This window comes from Paenarthrobacter sp. A20, assembly GCF_024168825.1.
In the GTDB taxonomy this organism is placed as follows: domain Bacteria; phylum Actinomycetota; class Actinomycetes; order Actinomycetales; family Micrococcaceae; genus Arthrobacter.
Genome location: NZ_JALJWH010000001.1, coordinates 2676747 through 2696765 on the forward strand (window position 1 = coordinate 2676747; position 20019 = coordinate 2696765).

Annotated in this window: 19 protein-coding genes; 6 read left to right on the plus strand and 13 right to left on the minus strand. The window is 63.0% G+C overall.

Translation table 11 applies throughout. The features are described 5' to 3' along the window. Window positions 1-6 precede the first annotated feature (6 nt). From J3D46_RS12460 to J3D46_RS12480, 5 genes are read right to left on the minus strand one after another with little or no spacing between them, the layout of a single operon-like run. On the minus strand, window positions 7-699 hold the full coding sequence (locus tag J3D46_RS12460) for a hypothetical protein (protein ID WP_231342159.1): 693 nt from the start codon (window positions 697-699) through the stop codon (window positions 7-9). 55 nt (window positions 700-754) lie between these two features. Then, window positions 755-2221: a cation acetate symporter gene (locus J3D46_RS12465; RefSeq protein ID WP_253467518.1), complete on the minus strand. Its 1467-nt coding sequence runs from the start codon at window positions 2219-2221 to the stop codon at window positions 755-757. Then, window positions 2218-2580 carry a hypothetical protein gene (locus J3D46_RS12470; RefSeq protein WP_231342163.1) on the minus strand — a complete coding sequence of 121 codons (363 nt, stop codon included), beginning with the start codon at window positions 2578-2580 and terminating at the stop codon, window positions 2218-2220. Before J3D46_RS12470 ends, J3D46_RS12465 begins: the two co-directional genes overlap by 4 nt. After that, entirely contained in the window at window positions 2577-3296 is a 720-nt protein-coding gene (locus tag J3D46_RS12475; protein WP_231342164.1) for a LytTR family DNA-binding domain-containing protein, read from the minus strand. The genes J3D46_RS12470 and J3D46_RS12475 overlap by 4 nt, the downstream gene beginning before the upstream one ends. Window positions 3297-3317: 21 nt before the next feature. Continuing rightward, a complete protein-coding gene (locus J3D46_RS12480; protein ID WP_231342165.1) occupies window positions 3318-4520 on the minus strand; it encodes a sensor histidine kinase in 1203 nt (400 codons plus the stop codon). Window positions 4521-4730: 210 nt separating this feature from the next. Between J3D46_RS12480 and J3D46_RS12485 the strand changes: the two genes are divergently transcribed. Both J3D46_RS12485 and J3D46_RS12490 read left to right on the plus strand, forming a co-directional pair. Continuing rightward, entirely contained in the window at window positions 4731-5111 is a 381-nt protein-coding gene (locus tag J3D46_RS12485) for a DUF485 domain-containing protein (protein ID WP_231342166.1), read from the plus strand. Next, window positions 5108-6724, plus strand: a complete 1617-nt coding sequence (locus tag J3D46_RS12490; RefSeq protein ID WP_231342167.1) for a cation acetate symporter — start codon at window positions 5108-5110, stop codon at window positions 6722-6724. Before J3D46_RS12485 ends, J3D46_RS12490 begins: the two co-directional genes overlap by 4 nt. A gap of 76 nt (window positions 6725-6800) precedes the next feature. On the opposite strand, the gene J3D46_RS12495 is transcribed toward J3D46_RS12490, so the two are convergent. From J3D46_RS12495 to J3D46_RS12515, 5 genes are all read right to left on the minus strand, one after another. Further along, window positions 6801-7820: a PHP domain-containing protein gene (locus J3D46_RS12495; RefSeq protein ID WP_253467522.1), complete on the minus strand. Its 1020-nt coding sequence runs from the start codon at window positions 7818-7820 to the stop codon at window positions 6801-6803. A 73-nt stretch (window positions 7821-7893) separates the two neighbouring features. Beyond that, window positions 7894-8493: a hypothetical protein gene (locus tag J3D46_RS12500; protein ID WP_231342169.1), complete on the minus strand. Its 600-nt coding sequence runs from the start codon at window positions 8491-8493 to the stop codon at window positions 7894-7896. A 55-nt stretch (window positions 8494-8548) separates the two neighbouring features. Next, on the minus strand, window positions 8549-8956 hold the full coding sequence (locus J3D46_RS12505; protein WP_231342176.1) for a DUF4383 domain-containing protein: 408 nt from the start codon (window positions 8954-8956) through the stop codon (window positions 8549-8551). A gap of 129 nt (window positions 8957-9085) precedes the next feature. Continuing rightward, window positions 9086-9781 (minus strand): hypothetical protein, encoded by a 696-nt coding sequence (locus J3D46_RS12510; RefSeq protein ID WP_231342178.1) that lies wholly within the window; start codon window positions 9779-9781, stop codon window positions 9086-9088. A gap of 147 nt (window positions 9782-9928) precedes the next feature. Then, window positions 9929-10399, minus strand: a complete 471-nt coding sequence (locus J3D46_RS12515; protein ID WP_231342184.1) for an Lrp/AsnC family transcriptional regulator — start codon at window positions 10397-10399, stop codon at window positions 9929-9931. Between the two features lie 195 nt (window positions 10400-10594). Here J3D46_RS12515 and pdhA point away from each other — a divergent pair, with 195 nt between their 5' ends. The 3 genes from pdhA to J3D46_RS12530 are packed head-to-tail and all read left to right on the plus strand — an operon-like array spanning window position 10595 to window position 14168. Beyond that, a complete protein-coding gene (gene pdhA, locus J3D46_RS12520) occupies window positions 10595-11764 on the plus strand; it encodes a pyruvate dehydrogenase (acetyl-transferring) E1 component subunit alpha (protein ID WP_231342180.1) in 1170 nt (389 codons plus the stop codon). Beyond that, window positions 11764-12774: an alpha-ketoacid dehydrogenase subunit beta gene (locus J3D46_RS12525; RefSeq protein ID WP_253467527.1), complete on the plus strand. Its 1011-nt coding sequence runs from the start codon at window positions 11764-11766 to the stop codon at window positions 12772-12774. Before pdhA ends, J3D46_RS12525 begins: the two co-directional genes overlap by 1 nt. Then, entirely contained in the window at window positions 12771-14168 is a 1398-nt protein-coding gene (locus J3D46_RS12530; protein WP_253467530.1) for a dihydrolipoamide acetyltransferase family protein, read from the plus strand. Before J3D46_RS12525 ends, J3D46_RS12530 begins: the two co-directional genes overlap by 4 nt. A gap of 90 nt (window positions 14169-14258) precedes the next feature. Here the strand turns inward: J3D46_RS12530 and J3D46_RS12535 are convergent, their stop codons facing one another. From J3D46_RS12535 to J3D46_RS12545, 3 genes are all read right to left on the minus strand, one after another. Further along, the gene (locus J3D46_RS12535) at window positions 14259-15131 is read right to left on the minus strand and encodes an NAD(P)-dependent oxidoreductase (protein WP_253467533.1); all 873 of its coding nucleotides are present in this window, start codon (window positions 15129-15131) and stop codon (window positions 14259-14261) included. Window positions 15132-15469: 338 nt separating this feature from the next. Then, entirely contained in the window at window positions 15470-17551 is a 2082-nt protein-coding gene (locus J3D46_RS12540; protein WP_253467536.1) for an HNH endonuclease signature motif containing protein, read from the minus strand. Window positions 17552-17630: 79 nt separating this feature from the next. Continuing rightward, complete coding sequence (locus tag J3D46_RS12545) at window positions 17631-18263, minus strand: TetR/AcrR family transcriptional regulator (protein WP_253467539.1); 633 nt, start codon at window positions 18261-18263, stop codon at window positions 17631-17633. A gap of 144 nt (window positions 18264-18407) precedes the next feature. On the opposite strand from J3D46_RS12545, the gene J3D46_RS12550 reads away from it, so the two are divergent. Further along, complete coding sequence (locus J3D46_RS12550) at window positions 18408-20018, plus strand: carboxyl transferase domain-containing protein (RefSeq protein WP_253467542.1); 1611 nt, start codon at window positions 18408-18410, stop codon at window positions 20016-20018. Window position 20019: the final 1 nt, after the last annotated feature.

A 20019-nucleotide genomic window follows, 5' to 3' on the forward strand; every position in this document is an offset into this window, starting at 1 on the left:
GTACGCTCAGCGGGAGCTGGGGGAGATCGGTTTGTTGTTCTTCCAGACGTCCAGGTAGCGACGGTGGCCCCGCACCAGCGACGACCCGAAGAATGCCAAAGCGGCCAGAACGGCCACAGGGACAGCCACCACTGGGGGAAGCCCGGCGGTCAGGAGTGCTGATCCGAGCAGCAGGGCGATGAGGGCCGAGTTCACGAACCCCATGAAAACCATGCTGCTGCCAGCCACCTGGCTGAAGTCTTTCCGAATGCCCAGGAAGTAATACGTCCTTTTGGCACCTTCCTCGTCATCGTGAACGCCGGCCATGAGGAATGGCTCCATGCCTGGGTCCATGTCGACGTAGGCCGCCCGCAGGCGGTTCATGGCCAGGACGTACATCAAATCCTCCATGCCCACGCTCATGACCCGGACATGGGTGAGCAGGCCAACCACCAGGTCGATGCTGAGGACGGCCAGCGCGAAGGCCCTGAACGCATCCGAAAACTGGGTGGCGTTACCCACCAACGCCACGCTCAGCAGGCTCGCCGATGTGAACGTCAGGAACATGCTGATGCGTGTGAGTACTTCGCCCTGCGTGGTGCTGCGTGAGGCGAGCAGGCTCCAGTGCTCGGTGGCCAATAATTGCGCGCGGACGCTCGGTGACAACTCCGGCGGGGTTGCCGGTGGTTCTGGGCCGGCAGCATCCGGTTCCTCGGACATGGCGACATTGTCCACCCTGGCCGCTGTGCGGACAACAGGCCCCTGCTTTCGTGGGCTACCGCTCGGTGGCCACAGGCCGCTCCGGCACATGGAGTCGCGACATGACGCGATTCACCGACGCCGGCACACGGCTCTTCGTCAGGCTCGACACCACCACTGTCACGGCGAATGCTGACGGAACGCTCCATGCAGCAGGCTGCGCCAGCCACGCCGGCGCGTTGCCCGACCCCATGAGCGTACCGGCCACCATGGCGCCGCCGCAGAGGAGCGCTCCGGTCAGCATTCCTGCAATGGCGCCGCTATCGGTCAGCCCACGCCACCAGATTCCCAGGAGCAGGACAGGGCAAATCGTAGAGGCCGTGAACGCGAACACCAGGCCGACGCTGCCGGCCAGGGCCAAGGTGTCGGTCATGAAGGCAAAACCCAAAGGCACGACGGCGGCGAGCACCGCCGCGAGCCGGAAACCCTTGACGCTTCCGCCGAAGAGGTCCTGGCTGATGACACCGGACAGTGACACCACCAGCCCGGACGTTGTGGACAGGAAGGCTGCGAAGGCTCCGGCTACTACGAGGGAGGAGAGCAGATCGCCTGCGACACCGCCGATCAGCTTGCCTGGGAGTAGCAGCACCAAGGCATCGGCCTGTCCGGACTGGGCAAGTTCGGGCGCGAACATCCTTCCCAAGGCTCCGGACAAGGTGGGAAACAGATAGAAGACGGAGAGCAGCCCCAGCACGATCAACGTCGTCCGCCTGGCAGATTGACCGTCAGGGTTGGTATAGAACCTCACCAGGACATGCGGCAGGCCCAAGGTGCCGAATAACAACGCCACCAACAGCGATATGTGCTGGTAAGCCCCTGCGGGAGCCTGCCCTGTGGGATTAACGGGCAGGGGAGCCTGGGGTTCTGAGCCGTTACCGGCAAGCACCAGCAACACGAAGACCACTGGAAGTGCCAATGCCGTGAGCTTCAGCCAGTACTGGAACGCTTGGACGAACGTTATTGAGCGCATGCCACCTGCCACAACCGTGAGGCACACAACCACCACGACCGCCGTCGAACCTACCCACGACGGCAAGCCGGTGGTGATCCTGATGGTGAGCGCCGCACCGTGGAGTTGGGGGACGATGTACAACCAGCCCACGGCCACCACCACCAGGCTCGTTACGCGGCGGACCAGCTTGGAATCCAACCGTGCTTCGGTGAAGTCGGGGATGGTGTAGGCCCCTGATCGCCGGAGGGGAGCGGCCACAAACAGCAAGAGCATCAGGTATCCGGCCGTGTAGCCCACGGGAAACCACAGAGCATCCGTTCCGGAAAGCAGGATCAGTCCGGCGACACCCAGGAAGCTGGCAGCGGACAAATACTCGCCGCCGATCGCCGAGGCATTCCACCACGGCGGGACTGTGCGCGAGGCGACGTAGAAATCGCCCGTAGTTCGGGAGATGCGCAGTCCGTAGAACCCGATGACCGCCGTTGCCAGCGAAACGGCCAGGAACGCGAACAGGCCGACAGCCGGATTCACTTATCCTCCACGAGGTCCCTGTAGCGGGCCTCATTCCGTGCCGCCGCGCGGTTGTAAAGCCAGGCACTCAAGCCAATAACGGGGTAAATTCCGGCCCCCAGCACCAGCCAGTCAAGCGGAATCCCGAAGATCCGGGTTTCTGCCACGCCCGGTCCGTAGACGAGGAACAGCGCCAACACGGCGAGGATGATCAGGAAGCCGGAGGCCACCACCAGAGCCAAACGCAGTTGCGATCGGATCAGGGACCGGATGAAGATCCGGCCGGCGTCGGAATCTTCGGTGACCTCGCGCGGATATGGCGACCTTCCCGGAGCCGCGGTGGCCGCCTGGCGCGGCGCCGTGACGCGGACGCGCGTCATCCTTGGGGCCGGATGCGTGTGGACTGCAGCTTGTCCCGGACGGAGGGCAGGTGTCGCCGGCTGATGGGGAGTTCAGCACCTGCCACGGCCACACTGGGGCCGCTTGCGGATAACTTAAGGTGCTGTACGTGGTTCAGGGCTATCAGGTATGAGCGGTGGATCCGGATGAACCCCGCTTCAGCCCATTTCTGTTCAAGGTCGCTGAGGGGAACCCGGATGAGGAAGCTGGCCTCAGCGGTGTGCAACCTCGCGTAGTCGCCTTGGGCCTGCACATAGGTGACATCGTCCCGCCGGATCATCCGGGTGGTGCTGCCAAGATCCACAGTGATCATTTCCGGTGCCGGCGTGCCCTCTTTGATGAGGTCGCTGATCCGGTCCACGGAACGTGAGAGCCGTTCCGCGCGCAGCGGTTTCAGCAGGTAGTCGATGGCGGCGAGGTCGAAGGCTTCCAGGGCGCAGTCTTCATCAGCGGTGACAAACACGACGGCGGGCGGGTTGCTGCTGCGGGAAATCGCCCGCGCGATGTCCAGACCGGACAGGGCAGGCATATGGATGTCGAGGAAGACGGCGTCCACGGACTCTGTTTCCAAGGTCCGCAGTGCCTCGGCGCCGGAAGACGCCCGGTGGATGGCGCCAATTCGCTCATCCAGTCCCAGCAGGAAGGCGAGCTCCTCCACAGCGGGCAGTTCGTCATCAGCGACGAGCACGTTGATCATGTTTATAGACTAACCGGCGCCTTAGGCGTCGTGGTCGGGCTGGGACTTCGGCACCCGCATGGTGATCAGGGTTCCTTCGCCGGGGGCAGTTTCAACGACCAGCCCGTGCTCGTCCCCATACACCTGCCGCAAGCGGGCGTCCACATTCCGAAGACCCACATGGTCGCCGTCTGCGTGGCCGGCGAGCACCGACCGCAGGTGCTCGGGATCCATGCCGACGCCGTCGTCCTCGATGGTGACTTCAGCAAATGCTCCGGAATCATTGGCGCAAATGGTGATGTGTCCGGGGCCCTCCTTGGCCTCCAAGCCATGCCGGACCGCATTCTCCACCAGCGGTTGGAGACTGAGGAATGGAATGACCGTGCTGAGGACCTCGGGCGCGATCCGTAGGCTGACTTGGACGCGCTCGCCGAACCGCGCGCGTTCCAGCAGCAGATAACGGTCGATGCAGCGCAGTTCCTCGGCCACTGTGGTGAAGTCGCCATGCCGCCGGAACGAGTACCGGGTGAAGTCGGCGAACTCCACCACAAGCTCACGGGCCCGTGCAGGATCGGTGTTGATGAACGATGCTATGGCATTCAGGGAGTTGTAGATGAAATGCGGGCTGATCTGCGCACGCAAGGCCCGTACCTCCGCTTCCATCAGCAAGGTCCTCGAAGCCTCCAGCTCGGTCAGTTCCAGTTGGGCGGCAATCCAATCGGCAACCTCGGAGGTGGCTCTTACCAGTCCCGCCCCTGCCGCTGGCGCGAGGGCGGCCACTGAGCCAACTACCCTGGAGCCGGCCCGGATAGGAGCAATCACGGCACTGAACCCGTGGTTTCCGTGCTCGGCTTTTGCGTGGGGTCCTTGCCCGGCATGGGGCACCACGGCTGTTCGCCCGGTGGCGAGCACCTCCTCAGCGAGGCGCATGAGGGAAGGCCTGAGCTCCTCGGCAGCACCATCCCAGGCGAGCACCGAATCTGTGTCCGTGATCGCCAGGGCATCACAGCCCAGCAGCACCCGCAGTTGCTTGCTGGCTTTGGCTGCCCCGGCAGGCTGGAGGCCGCCCCGGAGGTGCTGCCCGGCCCGCGAGGCCGCGTGCAGCGTGTTGTAGGTGGCACGCTCTGCATCCGTGCCCAGATCCCGGAAGGAACGGATCACTTTCAGGCCAACGCCCACGACGACGGCGATGGCCAGCACGATCACGGCGACCGCGGCGGCTGTGAAGAGCGGGGAATCTGGCATAGGGCCAGCGTAGCCGGACACTTTTCCGCATCGCGGCCTGTTGTCCCGCATGTTCCCTCACATCCCACCGTTTGGCGCAGCGCCGCAACCGTTGAGCGACGGCATTGGGCGATCCTCTGGAACAGGCGCAGGGCCGCGTTCGATAGTGATTGCAGTCACGTTGGCAACGCATGTGCAGCTGATGTGGACACATCACACTCAGGAGGAACCATGGGTAATGAGGCCCAACCCCAGGACGCAACGGCGTCCGTGGACTTCCAGGAAGTCCAGCAGACGGAACGGTTCAAGACACTGCGCAAGCGGCACCGCAGCTTTGTCTTCCCGATGGCCGTCGTATTCCTGCTCTGGTATTTCGCGTATGTCCTCTTGGCCGACTATGCGGTCGGCTTCATGTCCATCAAGGTCTGGGGCAACATCAACGTCGGCCTGATCCTTGGCCTGCTCCAGTTCGTCACCACGTTCGGCATCACGGCGTGGTACGTGAGCTACTCCAACAGAAAGCTGGACCCGATCGCGGCTGAGATCCGCAACGAGATTGAGGGCCACGATTTCGATAAGGACGGCAATGTGATCAGCGGGGCAGCCAAATGAACACCATGGTCCCCGCAGTCAATGTCGAAGCGCTGAAGGACACCACCCTGCTCAACATGGGCATCTTTGCCCTGTTCGTTGCGGTCACCATGGTGATCGTTTTCCGGGCCAGCCGGAACAACAAAACCGCAGCGGACTACTACGCCGCCGGCCGTTCCTTCACGGGTTCGCAGAACGGCACCGCCATCGCAGGCGACTACCTGTCCGCAGCCTCGTTCCTGGGCATCACCGGCGCCATCGCCATCAACGGCTACGACGGCTTCCTGTACTCCATCGGATTCCTCGTCGCCTGGCTCGTGGCCCTGCTGCTCGTGGCGGAGCTGCTGCGCAACACCGGCAAGTTCACCATGGCTGATGTCCTCTCCTTCCGGTTGCGCCAGCGACCGGTCCGTATCGCGGCAGCTCTGTCGACGCTGGCGGTCTGCTTCTTCTACCTCCTCGCACAGATGGCGGGAGCAGGCAGCCTGATTTCGCTCCTCTTGGGCATCAGCGATTGGGGTGGACAGGCGCTGGTGATTATCGTCGTCGGTGCCTTGATGATCATGTACGTCCTCATCGGAGGAATGAAGGGCACCACCTGGGTGCAGATCATCAAAGCTATCCTGCTGATCGCCGGGGCCGCCGTCATGACGGCCATGGTGCTCGCTATCTACGGCTTCAACCTGTCCAACCTGTTGGGCTCCGCTGCGGAAGCCGCCAACAACCCGAACATCCTCAACCCTGGCCTGCAGTACGGCAAGACGGAAACGTCCAAGCTCGACTTCATGTCGCTTGGCTTGGCGTTGGTCCTCGGAACAGCGGCCCTGCCCCACGTGCTGATGCGCTTCTACACAGTTCCAACAGCAAAGGAAGCCCGGAAGTCCGTTGTCTGGGCGATCTGGCTGATCGGCCTGTTCTACCTCTTCACCCTGGTGCTCGGCTATGGCGCAGCAGCCCTGGTGGGTGCTGAAACCATCAAGTCCGCACCCGGCGGCGTGAACTCCGCTGCTCCGCTGCTGGCCTTCCACCTCGGCGGACCACTGCTTCTGGGCTTTATTTCGGCCGTCGCCTTCGCTACCATCCTGGCGGTCGTAGCTGGCCTGACTATCACCGCGGCAGCTTCCTTCGCCCACGATATCTACGCGAACGTCATCTCCAAGGGCAAGGCCGACGCAACCACCGAAGTGAAGGTGGCACGTCGCACGGTAGTGGTGATCGGTGTCCTCGCGATCCTGGGCGGCATCTTTGCCAACGGCCAGAACGTTGCGTTCCTGGTGGCACTGGCCTTCGCGGTGGCAGCATCCGCGAACCTGCCAACCATTGTCTATTCCCTGTTCTGGAAGAAGTTCACTACACAGGGTGCGGTGTGGAGCATGTACGGCGGTTTGGCTGCGGCCATCTTGCTGATCACCTTCTCTCCGGTGGTCTCGGGCGCAAAGACCTCCATGATCCCCGGAGCAAACTTCGCACTGTTCCCGTTGAGCAACCCGGGCATCGTGTCCATTCCCTTGGCATTCTTCCTGGGGTGGCTCGGGACGGTCCTGGACAAGCGGCGCGAAGATCCGGCCAAGCAGGCGGAGATGGAAGTCCGCTCGCTGACCGGCGTCGGTGCAGAGAAGGCCGTGGACCACTAACAGGCGCCACCGCACCAAGAAAAGGGGCTCCTCCTGCCAGTCGCGGGGGGAGTCCCTTTCAGCGTGCGCTGAGCACCTACTTCTTCAGGCTCAGCCACTCCGTCAGCTGTTCCAGCGGCCACGTGGTGACGATCCGTTCCTTCGGGACGCCCAGGGCCTCGGCGCGCTCCGCCCCGTATTGCAGGAAATCGAGTTGGCCGGGAGCATGGGCGTCGCTGTCGATGCTGAACAGGCAGCCTGCGTCCAGGGCAAGCTTGATCAGGTTGTCCGGCGGGTCCTGCCGTTCGGGGCGCGAGTTTATCTCGACGGCGACACCCCACTCTGCGCACTCCGTGAAGACTTTGGCGGCATCGAATTCGGACTCGGGCCTGGTGCCCCGTGATCCCTGGACGAGGCGGCCGGTGCAATGCCCCAGGACGTTGGTGTGCGGATCGCTGATACCGCCCAGCATTCGCTTGGTCATGGTCTTCTTCTCAGCCCGAAGCTTGGAGTGGACGCTCGCCACCACAACGTCCAGCCGGCCCAGCATGCGGGGTGTCTGGTCCAGTGTCCCGTCCTCAAGGATGTCCACCTCGATGCCTTTGAGCAGCCGGAAGCCATCCTGCGATGAGTTGATCCCCTCCACTACGCCAAGCTGCTGCTCAAGGCGTTCGACGCTAAGTCCATTGGCGATGGTGAGATTGGGGGAGTGGTCGGTCAGGGCAAGATATTCGCGGCCGAGTGTCCGTGCGGCGGCAACCATGGATTCGATCGGCGATCCGCCGTCGGACCAGTTGCTGTGGCTGTGAAGGTCTCCACGCAGGGCGGCCCGCAGGGTGTCGCCGCCGGATGTCAGCGCCTCTGCGCCGCGTTCGCGCAGGTCGGCCAAGTAGTCCGGGACCCTGTCTTCCAATGCCTGGGTGATGACTTCTGCGCTGCGGTTGCCGATGCCCTTGATACTGGTAATCCGTCCCGTCCGGATCAGCGTCGGCAGTTGTTCGGGCGGAAGCTGCCGGACGGCGTCGGCCGCTTTCCGGAAGGCTTGGACCTTGAAGGACGGGGCCTGGCTTCGTTCGAGCCAAAAGGAGATTTCGTCGAGCGCCTCGATGGGATCCATGGCTCCATGATCCACGAACAAGGCGCACCATCAACAGTGGGCAGTGTCGATGGTGCGCCTGTCCGGTCACCGCCTAGTGGTGGTGACCCGGGTCCAGGGCGGGATTGGAGCCCTGGCCGCTTTCCTCGTGTGGGGCCTGGCCGTGCTCACCGTGCGGGACAGCGTGCTGTCCCGCCATCGACGCGGCCAGGCCTGGTGTTGCAACTGAAGCAACAACGACGGCGGCTCCGAACGCGGCTGCCAGAAGCCGCCCGGTCCTTGGCTGGCCGTGGGCGCCGCCGTCGTTGGTCTTGTGCTGCCGCCTCAGCCATCCCGCTCCGGCAAGTGCCATGAGTGTCAGGCCGAGGGCGGCAAAGTGGCTCACATCGAGTGAGCGTTGGGTGGTGACGCCGGTGACGGTGGCAGCAAGGTGCGCAGCTGCCGCCACCGCGAGGACCGGAAGCGCGTATCGGGAGAATACCAAGGTGTTGCGGTGCAGCCCCCACAGTGACCAGGCCAAAAAGGCCAGGCCTCCTGCGAGGGTTGCGGCACCGGCAATCGCCGGGCCAGAGGTCACGGATCCGGTGAGGTACCCGGCAGCAAGGGAAAGCTCGACCATCCCGGCGGCCATCGCTGCGAAGTATACGAACAGCAGGGTCGCTGCGCTCAGCGTGGGGTGGTTTCTGCGTTCCATGGCTGTTGCCGTCCTCTGGCTCGTTGTTGGTGTTCAGTCGCGGCTCAGGTGTTGCTCAGGCGCGGGCGGAAGCTACAGCGGCCTTGTCCTGGGAGAGTGCGACGCCCAGCAGGACGACGGCACTGGCAAGGTGCAGGACGTTGTCCGCACCGTTGAGGGCGATGATGTTCAGCGAGGAGCCCACAAGGAACAGTCCAAGGATGCCTACCAGCAGGTAAACGCCACCGACGGCCGTGTTGACGGACTTGGACAGCGTGACGCTGTTCATGCCGGAGTAAAGCAGCGCAGCGCCAATGGCCAAGTGGATGATGTTGTGAAGCGGGTTCACGGCGAAGATGATCAGGTTGGCGCCCTCGGTGGCGAAGAAGCCGACTCCCGAGGTGACGAAGAATCCGAGGACGCCTACCAAGAGGTAAACGGCTCCGAAGATGGTGGCGATCAAGCGATTGGGCGAAGTACGCATTGGTCCGAACCTTCCGATGGTGGCCGGATTTCCCGGCCGTCCTGCTGAGCCCCGAGTGGGGCTCTCAAGCAGTGATTCGGACCATATGCGCAGGTGGATGGGTGAAAGTCCGGAAATATTTTCCGGTAACTATGGGCGGAGGCGGATGCTGCTCATCTTGAGGTCGCTGGTGCCTTCGAAGACGTATTGGAGGTCAATGGTTTTGGCGTCGCATTGCAAGGTACCGGAGAGATCGGCCTTGTTGTTGCCGTTGTTGTTGTTCACGCTCACCGAGTTGTAGTTGGGCTTGCACGAGCTATCCAGTTCCAGGCTGGCAATGCCGTCCACGAACGACTGCTTGTCCAGCTCGTCCTTTAATGGCTGGCTGAGGTAATTGTCGTAGGCCTGCTCCGATTGCCCGGAGACCACAAGATTGGTGAATTCGTCGGCGAGGGACCTGGCCTTGGACGTGGCGTTGCCCACGAGGTTGACCAGCAAAAGGACACCTACCACCGCAAGCACGATCACGCCCGCAACAATGCTCAGCACGATCCAGAGGACTTTTCGGCTCTTCCTTGGGGGCTGCTGGCCGTATTGGCCAGGTGCGTACTGGCCGGGTTGGTACTGACCCTGCGGGTACGGGTTCTGGGTCTGTGGGTATGGGTTCTGCTGGTATTGGCCGGGAGCCGCGTACTGCGGGTTGCCCGCCTGTGGAGCAGTGGTCGACGGCGGCTGTTGCCACTGCGGTGAGGCGCCGGTCTGCGGCGGGTACCCGGGTGGAATCGGGGGAGGGTTCTGTCCGGGCTGGTTGTTCCCGGGCTGGTTGGGTTCTTGCGGGTTGCTCACGATCGTGCCCCTTTCGGCAGCCTCCGGCAGCGCCACCACCTTGCCGGGGACCTCTGGCCGGCCCCCGTTGCGTCCTCTTGCATCAAATCGCATGCAGGTTCCCCGGGCAAGTACTACGCCCGGAATAACCGCAGGTGAGAAGCGATTTCAGGCTCCGGAGCCCCTGCCGAGCAATGGTTGCACCCGGTACGGGATCATTTCCCGCATCGCCAGTGCGGTATCCGTCCGTTCCACGCCGTCGCAGCCAAGGATTTTTCCGTTGATTCGGTAGAGGTCTTCCGCGTCCAAGGCAACGACCCGCAGCAGCAGGTCCGCTGAACCCGTCAGGCCAAAACCTTCCAGGATTTCCGGTATGTCCGCGAGGTCCTGGGCGAGGGAGGCGAGTTTTTGCTGCTGTACATGGACTGTGATGAATGCCGTCAGCGGGTAGCCGAGTGCGGCCGGGTTGATCCTCCGCTCGAAGGAAAGAAACGCGTGCTTCTTCTCAAGTTGGGCCATGCGGGCCTGGACCGTGTTGCGGGACAAACCCAACTTTTGGGCGAGGGCAACCACTGTCCCGCGGGGGTCCTTCGCCATGGCCGAAAGGAGCCGGGTGTCAGTGCCATCCAAGGGTTGCATAATGCGCAAGATTAGCACGCCTCCAACCCTCAAAACAGGGCACAATGCTCAACTTCTGCCGGGGTAGTTGTACCCGATGCCTCTTGTGAGTAGGGTCACAATTAACTCCGGCGAAGGTGCCGGAGGGCCGGTCTGCGGCAGGATCACAAGTCCAGCCAGCGCCGACGAAACCGAGCCGGAAGGTTGCGATCACCTGTGTTGACGGATCAGGCGGGCAAGGGAGTGCATCAAGGCACTCCGGGCCCAGGACAAAGTGCACAAAATCCCCTGCGGACTGGCGGCGATCTGCTCCAGCTGGTGTCTCCGGAAGGCGACCGCATCAGCCATCCAGAATTCGACGTCTGGGTTAGGGACATCGGCGACGAGCAATTGTGTTCCCTGTATGAGGACATGACCGTCATCCGCCGTATCGACGCCGAGGCAACGGCACTGCAGCGCCAGGGAGAGTTGGCATTGTGGCCGCCGCTCCTTGGCCAGGAAGCGGCCCAGATCGGCTCAAGCCGCTCGCTGCGCGACGACGACTTCGTCTTCCCGAGCTACCGTGAAAGCGGCGTGGCATACGTCAGGGGCGCCCACCTCTCCGAGATCGCCAGAGTGTGGCGAGGCAATGCCTCCTATGGTTGGGACCCCCAGCGAATCAACGTGGCCACGCCACAGATCATCATCGGATCCCAGAGCCTGCACGCCACCGGCTACGCCATGGGCGTCCAGCTGGACGGTGCGAGCACTGCTGTTCTTGCCTACTTCGGCGACGGTGCCACCAGTGAAGGGGACGTGAACGAAGCCATGGTGTTCGCGGCCAGCTACCAGGCCCCCGTGGTGTTCTTCTGCCAGAACAACCACTGGGCCATTTCCGAGCCTGTCCGCATCCAATCGCATGTTCAATTGGCTGACAGGCCTACCGGGTTCGGTATTCCGAGTATGCGGGTTGACGGCAACGACGTCCTGGCCGTCATGGCTGCAACCCGGGTTGCCCTGGATCGGGCACGCAAGGGCGGCGGTCCTACCTTCATCGAGGCTGTTACCTACCGCATGGGTCCGCACACTACTGCCGATGACCCCACCAGGTACCGAGACCCCAACGAGCTGGAAGACTGGGCAGCCAAGGACCCGATCCTGAGGCTGCACAAGCTCCTGGAAGCCAAGGGACTGCTGACTGAAGACGTGGCCGCCCGTGTTAAGGCAAAGGCCGATGCCGTGGCCGCCGAGCTCCGTTCCAGTTGCATCGATATGCCGGACCCGCAGCCATTGGATGTTTTCAACCACGTGTACAGCACACCAAATTCCTGGATTGAACGGCAGAAGGACCACTACTCGCGCTATCTGAACAGCTTCAACCAGCCTGTCGAGGAAGGTGCACTCTGATGTCCAAGCTCACGTTTGCCCGGGCCATCAACGCCGGCCTCCGCAAGTCCCTCGAAAACGATCCCAAAGTGGTCCTCATGGGAGAGGACATCGGTGCGCTCGGTGGTGTCTTCCGTGTCACGGACGGTCTCCAAAAGGACTTTGGAAAGCACCGGGTGATCGATTCGCCGCTGGCCGAATCCGGCATTATCGGCACCGCGGTGGGTTTGGCGTACCGCGGATACCGTCCCGTGTGCGAGATCCAGTTCGACGGTTTCATCTACCCCGCATTCGACCAGATCGTCAGCCAAGTAGCCAAGATGCATTACCGCACCCAGGGCCGGGTCAAGATGCCCATCACCATCCGGGTTCCCTTTGGCGGCGGCATCGGATCTCCTGAACATCACTCCGAATCGCCTGAGGCGTACTTCACCCACACCTCTGGGCTGCGGGTAGTAGCGGTGTCGAATCCGCAGGACGCCTACACGATGATCCAGCAGGCCATTGCCTCCGATGACCCCGTCCTCTACTTCGAACCCAAGCGCCGCTACCACGACAAGGGCGACGTGGACGAAAGCCTTGACCTTTCCACAGCCCTTCCCCTGGACAGGGCTGCTGTGGTGAACACCGGCACGGACGTGACCTTGGTGTCATACGGTCCTTTGGTGAAAACCGCGAAGGACGCCGCCATGGCAGCGGCAGATGAAGGCATTTCCGTGGAGGTCATCGACCTCCGTTCCCTGGCTCCCGTGGACTATCCCGTGGTGGAGGCTTCTGTCCGCAAGACGGGCCGACTGGTCATCACCCACGAGGCCGGCCAGTCCGGTGGCCTCGGCGCAGAGATTGCTGCCAGCATCACCGAGCGCTGCTTCCACTATCTGGAGTCTGCCCCCGTCCGCATTACCGGTTTCGATGTTCCGTACCCCTATTCGAAGCTTGAAATGCACCATTTGCCGGATCTGGACAGGATCCTCGACGGCGTCGACCGCGCCTTGGGCCGCCCAAACTCGCTGAGTGGACTGGAAGGATGACCGCCACCATGATCAAGGAATTCAGGCTGCCGGACCTTGGCGAGGGCCTGACGGAATCGGAAATCCTCAGTTGGAAGGTGGCAGTGGGGGACACTGTCACCCTGAACCAAGTCATCGCCGAGGTGGAAACCGCCAAGGCAGTCGTGGAACTGCCGTCTCCGTTCGCCGGAACCGTGGCGGCGCTTCACGAGCAGCCCGGGACGGTGGTGGAGGTCGGTAAGCGGATTGTCTCCTTTGAGGTGGACGACGCCGGATCCTCCAATGGAGGCAGCGCCCCAGCCGCTGGCAACAGGGCCGCCGTCGAGACTTCCGCGAATGGTTCTGCGGCCGCAGGCGGCGCTGACGCGGTGGGGGCCCCTGCAAAACGTGAGCCGAACCTGGTGGGGTACGGTGCCGTCGTCGAACATTCCGGTCGGCCGACCCGGCGCGCCCGTGGCCAGGTTCAGGAGGCCCGCCCAGGAACCTCTGTCTCTGGGCAACCACAGGCGGCGCCCGTCGCTGCGCCGGAATCAGAAACGGCAGGCGCCGAAAGGCCCCGATCCACCCCGCCCGTGCGCAAGCTGGCACGCGACCTTGGTGTCGACTTGGAACAGGTTCCGGGCACGGGACCCGGCGGGCTCATCACCCGCGAGGACGTCCAAGCCTTCACAGGTCCTCCGGAAACCGCATCCGAAGCTCAACCAGTGAGGGGCGGGCAGGAAACGCGCACAGCCATCAAGGGTGTGCGGAAGTTCACTGCCGCCGCCATGGTCCAGAGCGCGTTCACCGCGCCGCACGTTACAGAGTTCCTGACCATCGACGTCACAGCAACCATGGAGTTGCTGGGCAGGCTCAAGGGCAACAAGGCGTTCGATGGGTTCAAGCTGACGCCGCTGACCATCGCGGCCAAGGCCATCTTGGTGGCGCTGCGCAGTCATCCCACGCTTAACTCACGCTGGGACGAGGCGAACCAGGAGATTGTCCAGTTCAACTACGTCAACCTTGGCATTGCGGCTGCAACACCCCGCGGCCTGACCGTCCCGAACATCAAGGACGCAGACCAACTGACGCTGCGTGAACTCGCCACGGCACTGACTGAACTGACCAACACGGCACGTGCAGGCAAGACGTCGCCGTCGGATCTTTCCGGTGGCACCCTCTCGATCACCAACATTGGCGTGTTCGGGATCGACGCCGGGACACCCATCCTCAATCCAGGTGAAGCCGCCATCGTCGCCCTGGGCGCTGTGCGTAAAGCTCCCTGGGTGGTCAACGACGAACTCGCCGTCCGGCAGGTCATGTCGCTGAGCCTGTCCTTCGACCACCGCCTGGTGGATGGCGAGCAGGGTTCACGGTTCCTCGCTGACCTCGGAGCTATCCTGTCCGATCCCGCCATGGTCATGACAATGATCTGACGCTTCCAAGCTGCGCCGGCCCATCCCTTTACGAGTGCTTGCAGGAAACTGCGGTTAGGGGGTGGGTCGTCGCGCGTCAGGGGACAGCGGTCAATCTTCAGTTGGCGTGGTGCGGTTGGAGTGGACGTTGCGCCAGCTGTGCTCCGGCTCGAAGCCCAACATCCTTCGCGCCTTGTCGATGGACAGCATCGTTTCGTGCTGCCCCAGTTCCTTGAGGACCTCGACGCCGGGGAAGACTTCCGCGGCCAGTTCGGCGCTGCTTCGGCCCATCACAGTATCGGCCGCCGCGATGATAAAGGTCTCGAAGCCCGGTTCCCCGTGCTCAAGGGCGCGGACTACGGCGAGGGCACCGTCCCGGGCATCGATATAGCCCCACAGGTTCCACTTGCGCAGAGTTGCATCGGAGTCGAAGGACGGGAAGGCGTCGTAGTCTTCCGGGTCCATGACGTTGGAGAAGCGCAGCGCCGTGATGCTCAGCTCCGGGTCCCATCGGGTGAGCTGGATCGCCATCTGCTCTTCGAGGTGCTTGACCAGGGAGTAGGTGCTTTCCGGTCGGGCCGCGTACTCCTCGTCCACGGGAATGTAGGGAGGGACGACGTCGAAGGGGAGGCCCAGTACGGTCTCGCTGGAGGCATAGACCACCTTTTTGATGCCCGCCCGCCGTGCCGCTTGGAAGACGTTGTAGGTGGAGACCATGTTGTTCTCGAAAATCGCGGCGTCGGGGGCCAGCCCCGGGGCCGGGATGGCAGCTAGGTGAACTATTGCCTCCAGGCCGTCATGTTGGTCATCCAGGCCCATGATGACGTCCAGGACCTGCCCGTAGTTGCGGAGATCCACGTTGACGTAGCCCTTGCCACGGGTGCCGGCACGGTCAATGTTGAGCACTTTGTGGCCATCCTGCGTGAGTCGCCGGACCACGCTCCTGCCCAGTTTTCCGCTTCCGCCGGTGACGGCAATCCTCATGGTGTGCTCCTTGATTGTGGCTGGGCGTAGACCTTGTCGCCCTGTCGATTCAGCTGCCGAGCAGGGTCAGCAAGGTTTGAGTTTCAGCCTAGGCGGCTCCGCGGCAGAAAACAGCCTCACAGGCTGGCCCTGAGAGTCCTAGGAAGACTCGAACGCCCCAAGGGCATACACGCATACGACCCAACGGGTTGCCTCCCGCTCGGCAGTTTGCCGGGCAGCTTCTTTTGCCCTGGCACAACTTGGACCTACGCAGCACAACCGGACGCACCCAGCATCAGGCCTGGACCAACACACCGTTTGTTGAGTCAGTCCTCATTGCTCACCTCTGTCGGGCGGGTTCATGTTTTGTGGGGTGTGTGGTGGTGGTGGTTGCGTCGGGGTGTTTGGTGGGGGTCGATGTGGGGTGGGGGGATGAACCAGGGGACCCCGGTTGTCATGTCGATCCGCCGTTGTTCTTTGTGGATGAGGTGGTGGTGGCTGCAGAGCAGGGTGCCGTTTTCTGTTGATGTGGTGCCGCCGTGGGTCCAGTAGGTGGTGTGGTGGGCTTCGCACCAGGGTGCGGGCATGGTGCAGTCGGGGAAGGCGCAGCCTTGGTCGCGGGCGGTGATGGCTTTGCGGATGTGGGGTGGGAAGATCCGGGTGGTTCGGCCGATGTCCAGGACGCGGGAGTCGCTGCCGAGCAGGACGGGGATGATGTCGGCGTCGCAGGCTATTTTGCGGATGGTGGTGGGGTGCATTGGGCCGGTGAATGTGGCGGTGCCTGTGTTCAAGCGATCGGTGCCTGTTCCTATGCCGGTGGCTGTGCCTGTCCCTATGAACGTGGCGGTGCCGGTGCCTGTCCCGGTTTGTGTCCTGGTGCCGGGCTGGTGGTGGCCGGTGCCGGTGAGTTGTTCGAGGAGGTCGCGGTGGTCGATGGTGACGGTGAGTTGGGGGCGGAGTCCGCCGTTGGAGGGTACTTTCCCGGTGGTCATGGCGAGGGCGCAGGCGCCGGTGAGGCCGTCGAGGAGTTTCTGTGCCCGGGAGCGGCGGTCCAGGTCCGGGCCTGTGACTGTGCCTGTGCCTGTGCCGTTGTCTGGGCTGTGCCCGGTATCGGTGTTGTCCGTGGTGCCAGGCCCGGTGCCGGTGCTGTTGCTGCTGGTGCTGGTGCTGTTGGTGAGTCGCGGGTTGGTGGCGGCGTTCATGGTGGTGGTGAGGGTTTCGATTTGTTCGTCGGTGGCGAAGATTTCGAGGTGGTGGAGTCCGTGGCGGCGTCGGCGGCGGAGGAACGCGCCTTGGAGTTGGTGGAGGATTTCTTCGGAAGGTTCGGGGCCGTCGTGGTCGATCCTGTCGGCCCAGCGTTTGGTCATTGTGGTGACGAAGTCCGGGTCGGTTTCGGTGGCGGTGGTGGTCAGGGCGTGTTCCATCCGGGTGGTGGTGTCTTCGTCGGTGAGGTTCCGGACTTTGTCCAGGGCGGTGCTGATGATGGTCGCGGACCGGGACGGCACCAAAGCCGATCCGAGGGCCTCGGCGAGCATTCCGCGGCGGGCCGGGATTTCCTGCCCGGTCATGCTCTTTTGGGGGAGGACCTCGGGGGCGAGGGCGAGCCGTCGCCGGGCTTCGCCGATGCCGATCCGCAACCGGGCCCGCAGGAACTCTGCCGCGTTCCGGTACCCGTCATCCAAAACACTGGCCTTGGACCCGGACCCATCCACGGACAGTGCGTTGGTGGAACGTGCTTCACCAGCGGAAACTGGTGCCTCCGGAACCGTTGAATCCGGAACTGTTGTGCCGGTGCCGGTTCCACTCGTTGGCTCTTCGGGTGCTTCCGTCCAGCCGGTCCGCCATTCCGGCGCTGCTGCCGAGGACCCCGGCCGGGAGTTTTGTGCCTCAATCCGGGTCCGTTCCACTGCCTGGGCTGCGACGATCTGTAAGTACTCCACCGATCGGGAAATCTCCTCGACCTTGCCGGCAAAATCAGCAGCCTCAACAAACCCCAACAGGGAAGCCTCATCCGAGGCGGACAAGCGTGCGGAGTCCAGAAGTGCAGCGCTGTGGTTAAGAAGCTCTGTCAGGTTCAGCCTGTCAGCGGCAGTGGGGTCAGGACGCTGAGTGTCGAAACGTTGGACTGGCTGAGCCGACGTGAAGCCAAGGCTGGTCCGGGGATTCCGCTGAGGTTTAGGGATCGATCCTGTATTTTGGGCCGAAACGTCGGCCGGGGCGGGGCCCGTTAGCGATGAAGCCCGGGCGAACTTGGTTCTGCCGTTGAGCAGCCCGGCGGCGTGGAACCCACCGACCCAGGTGACGGTCGCCGTCGAATCCTTGAACCCGGCCTTATGCAATTCCGGCCTGCTCAAGAAGCGTCGTGACCGGGCAGCGGTCAGGGCAGCCACCGCAGGGGACGATTCCGCCCTGAGTGCTGATAACTGCCCTTGATCTTCCATAAAAACATGATGTCAGGGGGGTCCGACAATATGAGGCCGTAGATGGAAGGCGGCTCAAACCTCCCGGAAGATAGACCGTTCAGGCTGAAGTCAGAGCCGCCAAGGCCATCTGTTCCAGGATGGGCCTGGCAGACTTCACCGCGATCTTCCTGCCGTGGTGGCGCACCGAATGGGGTGTGGAATTGATCAACCCAAAGGCCGCGTGCGCCCGGACCCTGAGCCCGGGGACATCTGCGTCCGTGTGGATGCGGGCCAGGACGTCAACCCACGTTTCGACGTACTTGCGCTGAAGGGATCGCACTTCTGCCTGGTCGGCGTCGCTGAGACTTCCGAAGTCCCGGTCCTGGACGCGGATGACGTCCGGATTGCTGAGCGCGAAATCAACCTGGAATTGGATGAGCCCCTTGAGCGCAGAGCGGGGATCGCCCGATGCGGAAACCACCCGCAATCCGCCCTCCATAAGGTCGCGGCTGACGCTGAGCAGAAGCTCTCCAAGGACTGCTTGCTTGCCGGGGAAATGCCGGTAGACAGCGGGGCCGCTGACGCCCGCCGCGGCACCTAAATCCTCAAGGGAGACTCTGTTGAAGCCATTCTGTGCAAAAAGTCCCGCGGCCGCGGACAACAGAGCCAGCCGTCGGAGCTCCTTAGCCTGGCCACGTTGGGTGGCGGCGCCACGGGTTCCCTCAGTGCTTGTTTCCCGGCCTCCGGTCACGTTCTCCTCCTTGGCGCCAGTCCCGGCACGCCTGACCGATAAGGCCCTGCTGTGCTGGACATCACAGTTAATAAAGACTAACCTAAATTTCAGTTACGCGGCACTAACCGAAATGGCCTGTGGCCGGGAATGGAACAGGGGTCGATGGAGACAATCGCCAGCCTTGCGGGAGCCGCCAGCGGCACCTATGAAGCCAACCAGGATGCGCAACTGGCTTTGGTGGCAGAACTGAAGGATCGCTTGGCGACGGCGGCCCTCGGCGGCCCGGCCAAGTCACGGGAACGGCACATCGCCCGCGGAAAGCTTTTGCCGAGGGAACGCATCGACTACTTGCTGGATGACGGCAGTCCGTTCCTTGAGATTGCGCCCTTGGCTGCCAACGGCATGTACAACGACGATTCCCCAGGGGCCGGGGTCATTGCAGGCATTGGCCTGGTCCATGGCCGGCACGTCCTGGTGATCTCCAATGACGCAACGGTCAAGGGCGGCACCTACTATCCGATGACCGTCAAGAAGCATCTCCGGGCTCAGGAAATCGCCTTGGAGAACAAGCTTCCCTGCATTTACTTGGTGGATTCCGGCGGAGCCTTCCTGCCCAAACAGGACGAGGTTTTCCCGGATAAAGAACACTTCGGGCGGATCTTCTACAACCAAGCCAGGATGTCCGCAGCCAAGATCCCGCAGATCGCTTCCGTGATGGGCTCGTGCACTGCCGGCGGTGCCTATGTGCCGGCCATGAGCGACGAGACAGTCATCGTGCGGAATCAGGGCACCATCTTCCTGGGTGGTCCGCCCTTGGTGAAAGCTGCAATCGGCGAGATTGTCACTGCCGAGGAGCTGGGCGGCGGCGACGTCCACTCCCGGATTTCCGGGGTCACGGACCACCTGGCCGAGAACGATCAGCACGCCCTCGAGATCGTACGGGACATCGTGGCGACGTTGCCGAAGCCGGCGCAGCCGGCCTGGGACGTGCTCGACGTCGTCCTGCCGCCCGTCGTCGACCCTTCAGAGATCTACGGTGTGGTTCCCACGGACGTCAACGCCCAGTATGACGTCCGCGAAGTCATTGCCAGGCTGGTGGATGGTTCCGAATTCCATGAGTTCAAGAAGAACTACGGCACCACCTTGGTCACTGGATTCGCGCACCTCCACGGGCATCCAGTGGGCATCGTGGCCAACAACGGTGTTCTCTTCAGCGAGTCCTCCCTCAAGGGCGCGCACTTCATCGAGCTCTGCGACCAGCGCGGAATTCCCTTGATCTTCCTGCAGAATCTCTCCGGTTTCATGGTGGGCAAGGACTACGAGCAAGGTGGCATCGCCAAGAACGGCGCCAAGATGGTCACCGCGGTAGCCACGGCCAGGGTGCCCAAACTGACGGTGGTCATCGGTGGGTCCTTCGGCGCCGGCAACTATTCCATGTGTGGCCGGGCCTACTCACCGCGGTTCCTGTGGATGTGGCCCGCAGCCCGCATCTCCGTCATGGGCGGAAACCAGGCCTCCAGCGTCCTCGCCACGGTCAAAAGGGACCAATACGAGGCAGCCGGACAGGAATGGTCCGCCGCAGACGAGGAAGCCTTCAAAGCTCCTATCAAGCAGCAATACGAGGATCAGGGAAGTCCCTATTACTCCACAGCCCGGCTGTGGGACGACGGCATTATCGATCCCGCCGACACTCGGCGAGTCCTGGGGATGGCCCTGGACGTCGTCTCCCGCCAACAACTGCCCGAGACCTCCTTCGGTCTCTTCAGGATGTGAC

Coding starts and splice junctions, on each gene's coding strand:
- J3D46_RS12460 (WP_231342159.1), bottom strand. CDS start 699: ATGTCCGAGGAACCGGATGCTGCCGGCCCAGAACCACCGGCAACCCCG.
- J3D46_RS12470 (WP_231342163.1), bottom strand. CDS start 2,580: ATGACGCGCGTCCGCGTCACGGCGCCGCGCCAGGCGGCCACCGCGGCT.
- J3D46_RS12475 (WP_231342164.1), bottom strand. CDS start 3,296: ATGATCAACGTGCTCGTCGCTGATGACGAACTGCCCGCTGTGGAGGAG.
- J3D46_RS12480 (WP_231342165.1), bottom strand. CDS start 4,520: ATGCCAGATTCCCCGCTCTTCACAGCCGCCGCGGTCGCCGTGATCGTG.
- J3D46_RS12485 (WP_231342166.1), top strand. CDS start 4,731: ATGGGTAATGAGGCCCAACCCCAGGACGCAACGGCGTCCGTGGACTTC.
- J3D46_RS12490 (WP_231342167.1), top strand. CDS start 5,108: ATGAACACCATGGTCCCCGCAGTCAATGTCGAAGCGCTGAAGGACACC.
- J3D46_RS12495 (WP_253467522.1), bottom strand. CDS start 7,820: ATGGATCCCATCGAGGCGCTCGACGAAATCTCCTTTTGGCTCGAACGA.
- J3D46_RS12500 (WP_231342169.1), bottom strand. CDS start 8,493: ATGGAACGCAGAAACCACCCCACGCTGAGCGCAGCGACCCTGCTGTTC.
- J3D46_RS12505 (WP_231342176.1), bottom strand. CDS start 8,956: ATGCGTACTTCGCCCAATCGCTTGATCGCCACCATCTTCGGAGCCGTT.
- J3D46_RS12515 (WP_231342184.1), bottom strand. CDS start 10,399: ATGCAACCCTTGGATGGCACTGACACCCGGCTCCTTTCGGCCATGGCG.
- J3D46_RS12525 (WP_253467527.1), top strand. CDS start 11,764: ATGTCCAAGCTCACGTTTGCCCGGGCCATCAACGCCGGCCTCCGCAAG.
- J3D46_RS12530 (WP_253467530.1), top strand. CDS start 12,771: ATGACCGCCACCATGATCAAGGAATTCAGGCTGCCGGACCTTGGCGAG.
- J3D46_RS12535 (WP_253467533.1), bottom strand. CDS start 15,131: ATGAGGATTGCCGTCACCGGCGGAAGCGGAAAACTGGGCAGGAGCGTG.
- J3D46_RS12540 (WP_253467536.1), bottom strand. CDS start 17,551: ATGGAAGATCAAGGGCAGTTATCAGCACTCAGGGCGGAATCGTCCCCT.
- J3D46_RS12550 (WP_253467542.1), top strand. CDS start 18,408: ATGGAGACAATCGCCAGCCTTGCGGGAGCCGCCAGCGGCACCTATGAA.